The sequence below is a fragment of the Brevundimonas vesicularis genome (assembly GCF_900445985.1).
Lineage (GTDB): Bacteria > Pseudomonadota > Alphaproteobacteria > Caulobacterales > Caulobacteraceae > Brevundimonas > Brevundimonas vesicularis_D.
The window spans coordinates 141,300-152,840 of sequence record NZ_UAQP01000005.1 but is presented as its reverse complement, the minus strand read 5'-3'; the positions used below and the strand labels follow the sequence as shown (position 1 = coordinate 152,840).

Annotated in this window: 14 protein-coding genes; 7 read left to right on the top strand and 7 right to left on the bottom strand. The window is 66.6% G+C overall.

Translation table 11 applies throughout. The annotated features are described in order from the left end of the window. Window positions 1–46: 46 nt before the first annotated feature. Window positions 47–748: a response regulator transcription factor CtrA gene (ctrA, locus tag DT343_RS00875; protein ID WP_017505852.1), complete on the bottom strand. Its 702-nt coding sequence runs from the start codon at window positions 746–748 to the stop codon at window positions 47–49. A 445-nt stretch (window positions 749–1,193) separates the two neighbouring features. Here ctrA and DT343_RS00870 point away from each other — a divergent pair, with 445 nt between their 5' ends. From DT343_RS00870 to DT343_RS00860, 3 genes are all read left to right on the top strand, one after another. Continuing rightward, complete coding sequence (locus DT343_RS00870) at window positions 1,194–1,550, top strand: chromosomal replication initiator DnaA (protein ID WP_112861387.1); 357 nt, start codon at window positions 1,194–1,196, stop codon at window positions 1,548–1,550. Beyond that, window positions 1,547–2,257, top strand: coding sequence for a DUF6456 domain-containing protein (locus tag DT343_RS00865; RefSeq protein WP_112861386.1), 711 nt, complete (start codon window positions 1,547–1,549; stop codon window positions 2,255–2,257). The genes DT343_RS00870 and DT343_RS00865 overlap by 4 nt, the downstream gene beginning before the upstream one ends. Window positions 2,258–2,341: 84 nt before the next feature. After that, window positions 2,342–3,823 carry a serine hydrolase domain-containing protein gene (locus DT343_RS00860; RefSeq protein WP_112861385.1) on the top strand — a complete coding sequence of 494 codons (1,482 nt, stop codon included), beginning with the start codon at window positions 2,342–2,344 and terminating at the stop codon, window positions 3,821–3,823. A 40-nt stretch (window positions 3,824–3,863) separates the two neighbouring features. On the opposite strand, the gene DT343_RS00855 is transcribed toward DT343_RS00860, so the two are convergent. Together DT343_RS00855 and DT343_RS00850 are read right to left on the bottom strand one after the other, a co-directional pair. Further along, on the bottom strand, window positions 3,864–4,340 hold the full coding sequence (locus DT343_RS00855; protein ID WP_112861384.1) for a hypothetical protein: 477 nt from the start codon (window positions 4,338–4,340) through the stop codon (window positions 3,864–3,866). Window positions 4,341–4,421: 81 nt separating this feature from the next. Beyond that, window positions 4,422–4,859 (bottom strand): SufE family protein, encoded by a 438-nt coding sequence (locus DT343_RS00850; protein ID WP_112861383.1) that lies wholly within the window; start codon window positions 4,857–4,859, stop codon window positions 4,422–4,424. Between the two features lie 164 nt (window positions 4,860–5,023). Between DT343_RS00850 and DT343_RS00845 the strand changes: the two genes are divergently transcribed. Further along, on the top strand, window positions 5,024–6,721 hold the full coding sequence (locus tag DT343_RS00845; RefSeq protein ID WP_112861382.1) for a sensor histidine kinase: 1,698 nt from the start codon (window positions 5,024–5,026) through the stop codon (window positions 6,719–6,721). A 50-nt stretch (window positions 6,722–6,771) separates the two neighbouring features. Next, window positions 6,772–7,293, top strand: a complete 522-nt coding sequence (locus tag DT343_RS17155) for a hypothetical protein (protein WP_146756699.1) — start codon at window positions 6,772–6,774, stop codon at window positions 7,291–7,293. A gap of 38 nt (window positions 7,294–7,331) precedes the next feature. Here the strand turns inward: DT343_RS17155 and DT343_RS00835 are convergent, their stop codons facing one another. Continuing rightward, a complete protein-coding gene (locus tag DT343_RS00835) occupies window positions 7,332–8,153 on the bottom strand; it encodes a hypothetical protein (RefSeq protein ID WP_258522460.1) in 822 nt (273 codons plus the stop codon). 94 nt (window positions 8,154–8,247) lie between these two features. On the opposite strand from DT343_RS00835, the gene DT343_RS00830 reads away from it, so the two are divergent. After that, window positions 8,248–8,577 (top strand): DUF1491 family protein, encoded by a 330-nt coding sequence (locus DT343_RS00830; RefSeq protein ID WP_112861380.1) that lies wholly within the window; start codon window positions 8,248–8,250, stop codon window positions 8,575–8,577. A 6-nt stretch (window positions 8,578–8,583) separates the two neighbouring features. On the opposite strand, the gene DT343_RS00825 is transcribed toward DT343_RS00830, so the two are convergent. The 3 genes from DT343_RS00825 to DT343_RS00815 all read right to left on the bottom strand — a co-directional run bounded on the left by DT343_RS00825 (window position 8,584) and on the right by DT343_RS00815 (window position 10,679). Continuing rightward, the gene (locus DT343_RS00825) at window positions 8,584–9,600 is read right to left on the bottom strand and encodes an SRPBCC family protein (RefSeq protein ID WP_220116408.1); all 1,017 of its coding nucleotides are present in this window, start codon (window positions 9,598–9,600) and stop codon (window positions 8,584–8,586) included. A 52-nt stretch (window positions 9,601–9,652) separates the two neighbouring features. Further along, window positions 9,653–10,198, bottom strand: coding sequence for a GbsR/MarR family transcriptional regulator (locus tag DT343_RS00820; RefSeq protein WP_220116407.1), 546 nt, complete (start codon window positions 10,196–10,198; stop codon window positions 9,653–9,655). Window positions 10,199–10,274: 76 nt separating this feature from the next. Beyond that, complete coding sequence (locus DT343_RS00815; RefSeq protein ID WP_258522459.1) at window positions 10,275–10,679, bottom strand: winged helix-turn-helix transcriptional regulator; 405 nt, start codon at window positions 10,677–10,679, stop codon at window positions 10,275–10,277. A gap of 109 nt (window positions 10,680–10,788) precedes the next feature. On the opposite strand from DT343_RS00815, the gene DT343_RS00810 reads away from it, so the two are divergent. Then, on the top strand, window positions 10,789–11,541 hold the full coding sequence (locus DT343_RS00810; RefSeq protein ID WP_112861377.1) for an SDR family oxidoreductase: 753 nt from the start codon (window positions 10,789–10,791) through the stop codon (window positions 11,539–11,541).

Genomic DNA, 11,541 nt, shown 5'->3' with positions numbered 1-11,541 from the left:
CCCGCCGTCACCGGCGGGCGTTTCGAAATCGCGGGTCGAAGGTCGATCAGGCGGCGACGGTGACGACGCCCTCGGCCGGGTCGCGCAGCACGTAGCCGCGGCCCCAGACGGTTTCGATATAGTGTTTGCCGTCGGCGGCGGTGGCCAGCTTCTTGCGCAGCTTGCAGATGAAGACGTCGATGATCTTCAGCTCGGGCTCGTCCATGCCGCCGTACAGGTGGTTCAGGAACATTTCCTTGGTCAGGGTCGTGCCCTTGCGGAGCGAGAGCAGCTCCAGCATCTGGTATTCCTTGCCCGTCAGGTGGACGCGGTGACCGTTCACCTCGACCGTCTTGGCGTCCAGGTTCACGGCGATCTCGCCGGTGTGGATGATCGCCTGGGCGTGACCCTTGGAGCGACGGACCACGGCGTGGGTGCGCGCGATCAGTTCGTCCTTGTGGAAGGGCTTGGTCATATAGTCGTCGGCGCCGCCGCCGAAGGTCTTGACCTTGGTTTCGATCTCGTGGCTGCCCGATAGGATCATGACCGGGGTGTTGACCTTGCCGACGCGCAGCTGGCGCAGGACTTCCAGGCCGCTCATGTCCGGCAGGTTCAAGTCAAGAAGAATGAGGTCGTAGTCATAGATCTTGCCCAGATCGATGCCTTCCTCGCCCAGGTCCGTCGTATAGACGTTGAAGCCTTCCGACTTCAGCATCAGTTCGATGCTTTGGGCGGTTGCGTGATCGTCTTCAATCAACAGGACGCGCATACGTGCCCCTCCAGGCAAAAGCTTTGCGGTAACCACCCTGACACACGGCCGGGTAACCTTGTTCGCAAGTTAAGACGTGAAAACCTTAAGAAGGGTTAACGCCATCCAATTGAGGCGAATCTAGGCTGATTTGCGAATCGGCGTCGAGGGGCTGGAGTCAATGATTGGAAATTTATTAACCATGTTTGGGCGGCCTGGAGTGTGAGTGGTGATGCGTGACTCGTGAGTGGGCGACGCCGAAAGAGCGCATACGAATGCTCCCCCCTCACTCTTCACCACTCACCACTCACCACTCACCACTCACCAAGCACAACGTACCACCCGCAACCTCAAGGCGGTTAAGGCGCCACGACCGATTTTGGCGCACAGTAGGACGATATTCCTATCGCGACGTCGCGGCCGCCTATGATGCCGACGTCTAGCGTTCGTGAGAGGGAGACGTTTTGTGCTGGAGAACTACAGGGTGCCGGTCACCGAGGAGGATCAGGTCAAGGCCGGGCTGGCCATTCATCTGATCGCGGCGCGCACGGGCGCCCATCCGTCGCAGATGACCGGCCGGGGCCGGATGAACCCGCGCGCGGCCCGCCCGCGCTGGCTGGCCATGTATCTGTCTCATGTCGCCTATGGCTGGACGTTGGAGCGGGTCGGCCACGTCTTCGGCGTCAATCGCGCCAGCGTCGGCGCCGCCTGCCGCTGGGTCGAGGACGAGCGCGAACGGCGCAGCATCGACGACCTGATGAACGACCTCGAAGGCTGCATCCAGGGCCTGTATACGTCGCCCCGCCTGGAGCTGCCGCAATGAGCCGGCTTCTGGAACGCGCGCGCGATCTGATGGCCAAGCCCGGCGCCTGGCTGTCGGCCGAGGGCGGCGCCTATGCCTTGCGCCTGTCGCCCGATCGCCGCAGCCGCATCAGCCTGACCCTGACCGAGACCGAGTTCCGCGCCCTGATCGACCAGCCCGGCCTGCGCGTGCGACCCGGCGGCGGCTGGTCGGGACGCGCCCAGCCGGACACGACGCCGCCCCCCGCCCCCGGTCGTCCCGGCTTCGTGGCGGGCCAGCGTGACCTGATGCAGCCGGACGGCCGCATGGTCCGCGCACGGGCCAATCTGGGCGAAAGCCCCATCGCCTGGCTGGCGCGGCGCAAGGATGCGTCCGGCCGCCCCTGGCTGACCCCGGCCGAGGCCGCCGCCGGCGAACGGCTGCGGCGCGAGGCGGAACAGGCGACCAAGGGCGCGTCGGTCACGATGCGCTGGGACGCCCTGCCGACCTCCGGCTCGGGAACCGCAGCGCGGATGGAGCCGACCGACCGCGCCCTGTCCGCCGCCCGCCGCGTCGAACAGGCGCTGACCGCCGTCGGCCCGCGCCTTCGCCCCATCCTGACCCGCATCTGCATCCACGGCGACAGCCTGCAACTGGCCGAAACGGGCCTGGGCCTCCGCCGCCGCCAGGGCAAGACCGTCCTGAAACAGGCGCTCCAGGCGCTGGCGGATCACTATGGGATCGGGTGAAGTGCACAGATTGCATCCTGTTTTTGTCCCGACGCATCCAATCCGGCGACCGACGGCCTCTAGGCGGGAAAGGGACCCCGCACCATGACCGTAAACCGCCGCAACCTACTGATCGCAGGCCTCTGCGCCCCGGCGCTGCACGCCGGTCAAGCTATGGCCCGCCCCATCGCAACCCAGGCGGCGGCCGATGACATTCAGAGCTTCGTCCGAAAGGCGATGCGACGTCTCGGGACCGCGCCCGGCTTGGCGCTGGCAGTGGTGAATGAAGACGGGCCGGTTCTTGTATCCGGCCACGGCGTAGCCGACATCCGATCGGGTCGCCGCGTGGACGCCGACACCGCCTTCTATATTGCCTCGGCGACCAAATCCTTCACCGCGCTCGGCCTCGCGGCGATGGCCTCGCGAGGCGAGGTCGATCTGGATGCGCCGCTGGCGGACTGGATCGGCGACACACCGCTTCCCGCCGACATCGCGACGACCGTGACCCTGACCGACCTGCTCAGCCATCGTTCGGGCGTGGACAACGGTCCCATCTCGTTTCGCGCCGCCTATTCCGGCGACCACACCCCAGCGATGATGCAAGCCCTTCTGGCGCGCACCACCAAAAGGCCGGACGCGCCGCACGGTGTGTTCCGCTACGCCAACGCCGGCTACAATCTGGCGACGACCTTGCTGGAGCGACGCTTCGGCCGCGACTGGCGGCTGATGGTGCGAGACGAGGTTCTGATCCCGGCGGGCATGATGCAGACCACCGCCTGGGTATCGGACGCGCGCCGTCGGGGCGTGACGGCGGTCGGGCATTTCGCAGATCGGGCGGGCGACCCGGTCGTCAGTCCTCTTCAAAAGGTCGATGACACCATGCAGTCGGCGGGCGGATTGATGTCCACCGCCAACGACATGGCCCGGTGGCTGGCGATACAGATCGAGGCTGGGCCGCTGGTCGCCTCGACCCATCGGCCGCAGGTCGCGCAGGAGACGACCTTTGGGCCCTATCGCCGGGACGGCTACGGGCTCGGATGGCAGACGGGATGGTATGGCGACGACCGGCTGATCCATCATTTCGGCAACTTCGCCGGATCGCGCGCCCACGTCTCCTTCATGCCCGATCGGCGCATCGGCGTGGCGGTGCTGATCAATGAAGATCTGTTCGGCGGCGACATGGCCGACCTGATCGCCAACTACGCCTACGATCGGCTGAAAGGTCGCTCCGATCTGGAGACGGCCTATGCCGCCGAACTGGACACGCTTGTCGCCCGTCGCGATGGCCGACGCCAGGCTGTCGCGCGCAGCCGGAGAGAGCGCGCCGCACGCCCCTGGTCTCTACCGCAACCGCCTCAAGCCTACGCCGGAACCTACGAAAACGAGGCGCTTGGGACCATGCGGATCGGGGTGGACCAGAATCGTTTGACGGCCGCCATCGGCGTCTTGTCCGCCGTCGCCGACCCGCTAACCGACGCCACTGGCGTCAGGGTCGAACTGGTCCCGTTCCAGGGCCAGGAAATCCTGTTCCCGTCGCCGGACACACTTGCTTTCAACGACGAGACCTTCAGACGTGAGAGGGTATGATCTGAGGCACAGCACCCTCATTCCACCCTGTCTTGTCCGCTCAGATCAGGGCGATGGGGATCAGGATGGCCGGAAGGTAGATCAGCGCCCGGATCAGGGCCAGGACGGCGATGACGGCGCCGCGCCCCTTTAAGACGTTCAGCCGCCGGGCGAACCAACGGGACTGCACGATAACGAACCAGGCCGCGCCGACGATCATGATCGCTGCGCCGATCGCATTGGGCAGTTCGGGCCGCTGGAAGATGGCCCCGCCCGCCGAGACGAAGGCGGCGCAGACGGCGGCGAGATAACATTGCGCATAGAAGGGCGCGCGCAGGGTTTCGCGGCTGATGCGCTTCTTCTCGTGGCGCAGCAGGGTGACGGCGGCGACCAGCGGGATCAGGCTGAAGGCCAGCGAGCGGAACAGGACCAGGTTCTGCTGGGACGCATAGACCATGCGGCTGAGGTCGGTCGCCTCGGGCGGCGGCGGCACATGCAGCGCCATCGACAGCAGATTGGTCAGGACGATGGTGGCCAACAGGAACAGCGGCGCTCCTCGCTGTCGCTCTGCTCGCGGTCCGAATAGTCCATCGCCGCCAGCGGCCCTCGCAACCCCCGACTACTGAACCACCAGCGCCGCCTCACGGATGCGGCCGACCATGCTGTTCAAGCCATTGGCGCGCTGGCGCGTCAGGGCCGAGGGCAGGCCCAGCCGATCGAGGGCCGCGCGGGCGTCGAAGGCGACGATCTCCGCCGCCGTGCGGCCGGAATAGAGTTTCAGCAGCAGGGCGATATTGCCCTTGGACAGGGCGCTGTCGCTGTCGGCGGCGAACCACAGCCGCCCGTCGTCCTGCGTCGTCGCCAGCCAGACCTGGGCGGCACAGCCCGGCACCTTGTTGGCCTCGATGCGGTCGGCCTCGTCCAGCGGAGCCAGCCCCTTGCCCAGTTCGATGACGTATTCGATCCGTTGCTCCCAATCGCCCAGCAGGTCGAAATCCTCAGCCAGTTCGGCCAGGGTCTGGTCCAGGGTGTCGGTCGGCGGCGTGCGGTCGGTCATGCGCCGCCAGATAGGCCGCGCGGCCGTTAACGACAACCGGCCGTTTTGTCCCCCGATATTCATGGTGAACGCCGCAATGGGGTTCGCCTCAGGGGGGAGCGGCCTCGCACCGACTCAGCCGCAGCCCTAGTCTGGGCGCAGATGAAACCCATGGCCCGCCCTTCTTGAAACCCGACGCCCACGCCAGATACGAGGACGACCCGACGCACGACGCGGCGTTGGGCGCCCCGCTGGTCGCCCTGTGGCACGCGATCTGGGCGGTGGCGGTGGCCCTGACGGCGCTGGCGGCCCAGATGATGGATGGGCTGAAGGACGCGCCGCTGGCCGCCCTGCTGCTAATGGCCTTCCCCGGCGTGTTCGGCGTCGTTCTGATGGTGCGTGACAGCGTGGGGCTGAGGCTGGCCGTCATGGGCGGCTGGATCCTGGCCGCCACCGCCTCAGCCGGCCTGACCGGCGGCGTGACCGGCGCCCTGCCCGGCCTGATCCTGACGCCGCTGGCGGCGGGGATCGCCCTCGATCACGCCCGCGTCGGCGCCGACCGGCTGACCCGGATGGGCGCCTTTGCGGTGGCCCTGCCGCTGATGGCGGGGCTGATCTCGACCTGGCTGAACGGGGCGGAGGCGCAAGGCCCGCTGCTGGCCGCCGTCTCGGGCCTGCTGGCCATGGGCGCGATCATCGCCGCAATGCGCCTGACCTGGAGCGCGCGCCAGCGTCGTCTGGCCGAAGCCGAGGACGAGGCCGCCCGGATCGCCGCCCTGCTGGAGGATCAGCCGGCCCTGACCCTGCTGCTCGATCCCTCGGGCCGCGCGGTCGCGACCTGGGGCACGCCGCCCCCCGCCCTGTCGGTGCTGGCCCTGACCGAACAGGGCCTTATCTCGGCCGTGCATGCGCCAGACCGCCCGGCCGTGTCCGCGGCCCTGGCCCGCGCCTTGTCGGGCCAGTCGGTCGAGGTCCAGTTCACCCCGCGCATTGCCCTGGACCGCCGGGTCGTCATGATCCTGGGCCCGTTCCAGCACGAGACGGACCGTCCGCGCCTGATCGCCCAGGCGTTCGACGGCACGGCCCAGTTCGCCCGCGAGCTGGGGCTGGAGACCGCCCGCGTCGAGGCCGAGGCCCAGTCGGCCGGCAAGACCCGCTTCCTGGCCAATATGAGCCACGAGCTGCGCACGCCTCTGAACGCCGTCATCGGTTTCGCCGACATCATGCGCCAGAAGCTGTTCGGCCCCCTGCCCGAGCGCTACGCCGGCTACGCCGACGCCATCCACCAGGCGGGCGGCCACCTGTTGGACCTGATCAACGACGTCCTGGACCTGTCCAAGATCGAGGCCGAGCGCTACCAGCTGGCGATGGAGACGTTCGACGCCCGCGACGCCGTGTCCGCCGCCGTCGCCCTGGTCCGGCTCCAGGCCGACGACAAGGGGGTCGAGCTGGCCGCCGTCCTGCCGTCCGAGCCGATCAAGGTCCGCGCCGACGCCCGCGCCCTGAAGCAGATGGCGCTGAACCTGCTGTCCAATGCGGTCAAATTCACCCCGGCCGGCGGCTCGGTCACCATCACCCTGGACGCCGACGGGCCGGACCTGGATCTCGCCGTCTCCGACACGGGCGTCGGCATCGCCCCGCAGGACCTGCAACGCCTGGGCCGCCCCTTCGAACAGGCCGGCGGCGCCGATCAGAAGGCGCAAGGGACCGGCCTGGGCCTTTCGCTGGTCCGCAGCCTGACCGAACTGCACGGCGGCCGCATGACCATCGACAGCACCCTGGGCGAAGGCGCGGCGGTGATGATCCGGTTGCCGGTGATGGTGGCGGCAGGGTCGCTGGATCCGCAGCCGAGTGAAGCGCCGCCTGCGACGGTTGAGGCTTGAAGCACCGGCATGACCGCCTAAGGTGATTGTCGATGACAGAGGATAGCCTCGTGAAGACTTGGCTCTGGATGATAGGCGCATCGCTGCTGATTGGCGCCTGCGGCAGTGACCGGAGCTCTACGAACAAGCCCGTCCTTTGTCCGCTTTCAAATCCAGATAACGTGTCGCGCGTCCACATCGCCACTGATCTGGACGAAGAAGACCTATCGCCCTGCAATCCATCTGGTCGACGTTTTCAGGTCCTCGTCATTGCGAACGACAGGCCATCAGGCGTCATCGGAAGCCGTGCAGATGGCGTCTCGACCGCTCTGCGGACGCCGATACCGAGGGATAAGCTCAGTGCTGCAGAACGCTATGCGACGGCGGCGATGCAGACCGCCTGGCGCCCGCTGTCAACCAGCAACCCTGCTTTTGAGAGCTGCGATCTGACCTGCACAATCGCGTTTGCCTATGGCGAGGACATCATCCGTGTCAGCTACGACGCAGTCGGCGAGTTCGATCCATCCCGCGCAGCCAACATCGTGCGGAACGCCACCTCACTGCTTTCCAAAAGCAGTCGTCCCGGCAGTTAGGCGCCGGATGGAGGTTGGTTTGCCAGAGTCGAACGCCCCTAAACCTGCCCCATCGCCAGAAACGCCCGGCCCGCCGCGAAGTCGCCGGCCTCAAAGGTAGAGCGGGCGATGCTGCCGTCGCGGAACAGGAATTCGACGGTGAAGACCTCGCGCGGGTCAAGCGCCGACAGGGCGTCGGCGGCGGCGGCGGGGAACAGCCAGGCCTGACCGGCCGGGCGACCTTCGGGCAACAGCATCGCATCAGCGCTGGTCACGCCGGCGGCCCAGAAGGCGCGGCGTTGCGCGGCGGGCGGCAAGTCTTGCGACAGCCACGGACGCGGCGCCACCGTGTGGTCACGCATCACCACCCGCACCCCGGTCGGCCGCGAGCGCCCCTGCCAGGACACCACGGCGGCCAGTTGATCGGGCCGGTCCATGCCGCCCACCACGCCGAACCGCACGGGCGAGGCGCCGGTCACGGTCGCCTGCATCAACCGCCAGGTCGGGCGCGCATAGGCCGCGCGATCCGCGCTCCACTTTCGGCGATCGCCCGGAAACTCCATCCGCGTCGTGCGCGACCAGCCGGAAAAGGCGGTCTGGACCCGGCCCTGAACCGTCTTCAGATCGGTCGAGCTGCACGGCGTCGTGTTCGCCCGCGCCCGCGCCCGCTGGGCCGTCTCGGCCAGCTGCCGGTCGTTGGATCCTGCCCGCAGGGCCGCGCCCCGCGCCTGCCAGGCCGCAGCCGTCAGGGCGGCGGTCAGCTGCGGCTCGAACAGGCCGCAGCGGTCGTTGGCGGCCAGCACGAAGCTGCGCTCGTAATAGCGGTCCTGCGGCGCGGCGAGCGCGGCGACGGGCGTCGCGGCGATCAGCAACGCCGACATCAGGGCTTGGGTCCGCCGGGGGGAAAGGCCTATCCTCATGCCTCGACCCTAGCGGCTCAGCGTTGGGGTTCCGTGTTCGAGCAGGGTTAGCGAATTGCTTCTTTCCAGCGACCTGTGGGTCAGCGCCCTGATCCGCCGCGCCCAGATCGAGGGCGCCTATGCGACCGTGGTCAAGAAGGGCGACGCGCGCGCCGGCTCGGTCATCGTCAAGGCCTACGACACCACCACCCGCACCGCCCGCCTGTTCACCGAAGCCTTCGGCACCGACGGCGACCGCCTGTGGATCCAGCCCGTCACGTCCGACAGCGAAAGCGAGCTGGACGCCTATATCGCCCGCCAGCGGGGCTATGACCCGGACCTGTGGGTGGTGGAGATTGAGGACCGGCAGGGGCGGCACTTCATCACGGAGACGGTGCAGGGGTAGGTCGGCTCAAGAAGCCGCCACGCCATCCCACTCCAGCTTTAGGGCCGCATCGCGCTCCGCCCTTGCCTTGATGATGCTGAGCACATTGTCATGGATATCGCCCATCATCAGTTCGCCCCAAAGTCTCGCGTACGGGTTCACATGCGTTTTGGCGACATAGCGGGTCGTCAGGGTCAACTCGGTCTGATGGGGCGAGATGCGGCGCAGCACATAGTCTCCGGATTTGATCGCCAGAAACTCGCCGTCCGGCGAGATGTGCTTGTCGGTGTAGTCCTGGACCGAACTGTTGGTGAAGTTGAAGTGCCAGCCCAACTTACGGCCCGGCGCCCAGGCGACGATCCGCTCCTCGAAGTTGACGTGATCGCCCCAATAAGCCGTTCTGACCGCCCCCACGCCGGAGCCGACAACGCGGGATTCTGTCGGCCGCGGGATGCCGATCACGTCGTGGCTGATGGTCCAGCGGCCCTCGTCTGCGCGAATGTCATGGCTGGCGACGGCGTAGGGCCAGATGTCCTCGGGCGCGGCGCGCACGATAACCGCGCGGCTGACGGCGACAGCCTCATGGGGCGTCGGAAGCTGCGCCTCCACCATGGCCGCCGCCAGGGGAATGATCAGAAAGCTTGATTGCAGCGTCTTGCCACGACGATGACGCTGAGAGCGCATGATGAACGCCCCGGCCCAACCGCTGACGAGCCAGACGGGCGACAGCATGACGATGCAGATGACGCCCTCTTGCAAGACGAAATAGGAGGCCAGGCAGACCACGACCCCCATCAGGCAGGGGACAAGCCAGTAAAAGCTCGTCGTTCGCGTTCGATCTGGATCGCCGATGTAGCAGATCAAGGCGCACAGGACGGCCGGAAGCAGAGCCAGAAACCAGATACTGGCGAACCAGATCGAGCCTGACTTCGATGCAGACAGCAGCAGAAACGCGCTCAGGGCGATCGCCAGCGCAAGGCCGAAGCCAGACAGAAGGCGTTTATGCAGTCTGCGCTTCTGCGTCGTTACGTTGTCGTCGACCACGACCAGCTCCGTCTTTTGTTTCTGTAAAAAGAGAAATCACAGGCCAAATGGATTAAGATCCGCGATCCTTCGGCCCCACAAACTTCAGAAGGCTCACGACTTTCGACCCCATGCGGATCAGTCGCATCAGTATTTCGGGAGGGACGCCGAGCATCTGCTGATACCAGCCGTCGACCGTGTTGACGAACCCTTGGAGCCGCTCCAGACGCGCACGCACCTCGGGACTTATGCCTGCCCCCTGACCGTCGACGCTGGCGACCGCATCGTTGATCGCCGCGACCATCGGGTCGATCTCGCGGGCCTTGCGACCCTGCGCCACCTTGGTCGCCATCTGCCAGAGATCGGTTTCGGCCTCGTAGTGATCGCGGCGGTCACCCAGGACCGGAACGCGGTGGATGAGCTTCCACGTCAGAAGTTCTTTGAGGCTGTTGGACACATTCGACCGCGCCAAGCCCAGGGTCGTGGCGATGTCCTCGGCAGTGAGAGGCTTCTCGCTGAGGTACAGAAGCGCCTGAATCTGAGCCACGGAACGGTTCACCCCCCACTGACCGCCAAGGTCGCCCCAGCGCAGCACGATCTGCTCCACAGCCAGCGGCAATGATCGGTCATTGGTTTCTGTCATGACAGAAATAAACGACGAACGACGTTTTGAGTCAACTGGTGGATCCCTAGCCCTACCCCTTGCGCCCGTCGAAGTCCGCGCGCGCCGCCTCGATGCGGTCGATGTTTTTTTCGGCCCAGGTCCAGACGCCGCAGAACGCTTCAGCCAGGGTGAAGCCCAGGTCGGTCAGGCGGTATTCAACCTTGGGCGGGATGACGGGGTGGACGGTGCGGATCACCACGCCGTCGCGCTCCATCTGGCGCAGGGTCTGGGTCAGCATCTTCTGGCTGATGCCCCCGACCAGTTCGCCGACGCGGGTGAAACGGGTCTCGCCGTGCTCGGCCAGAACCTCCAGGATCAGCATGGTCCATTTGTCGGCGACGCGGCCGATCACGTCGTTGACCAGGGCCTCTACCCGCGGATCGGCGACCTCGCCGGTCTCGGGATGAGCAATTCTTGCAGGCGGAAGCGCCGTCATAGTCATTTCTTTCCGGACGGTAAGTAGGGCGGTTTCAAGTGCCTACTTTCGGTTGGAGAGTGAACGTCATACCTCGCTTTCATCGCTGACGCATCCCGAGGAGACGATCATGAACATCACCGGCAACACCATACTGATCACCGGCGGCGGGACGGGCATCGGCCGCGCCCTCGCCGAGGCGCTGCACGCGCGCGGAAATCAGATCATCATTACCGGCCGCCGCGAAGGCGTGCTGAAAGAGACGGCGGACGCCAATCCCGGCATGGCCTGGGCGACGCTGGACATGGAGGACGCTGCGGCCGTCGCCGCCTTCGGCGCCCAGGTCGTCAAGGACCACCCCGCCCTGAACGCCGTCATTCTGAACGCCGGCATCATGAAGACAGAGGACCTGAAGGCCCAGCCGTTCGACCTGGCCGTCGTGGAGGCGATCATCGCCACCAATCTATTGGGGCCGATCCGCCTGACAGCCGCCCTGCTGCCGCATCTGACGGCCCATCCGAAGGCGACGGTGATGACGGTGACCTCGGGCCTGGCCTTCGTTCCGCTGACGGCGACGCCGACCTACAATGCGACCAAGGCGGCGATGCATTCGTGGAGCCAGTCCCTGCGGCATCAACTGGCGAACACTGGGGTCGAGGTGCTGGAACTGGCTCCGCCCGGCGTGGCCACCGACATAATGCCAGGCCATGCGGAAAACCCCGCCTCCATGCCGCTGGCCGACTATACGGCCGAGGTGATCGGCCTGATCGAGCGTGGCGAGACCCCGCGCGGCGAAATCCTGGTCGAACGGGTCAAGCCGCTGCGGTTCGCCGAAGCCAACGGCTATGAGGCGGTGTTCGAGCAGTTGAACGGCGCGCACTAG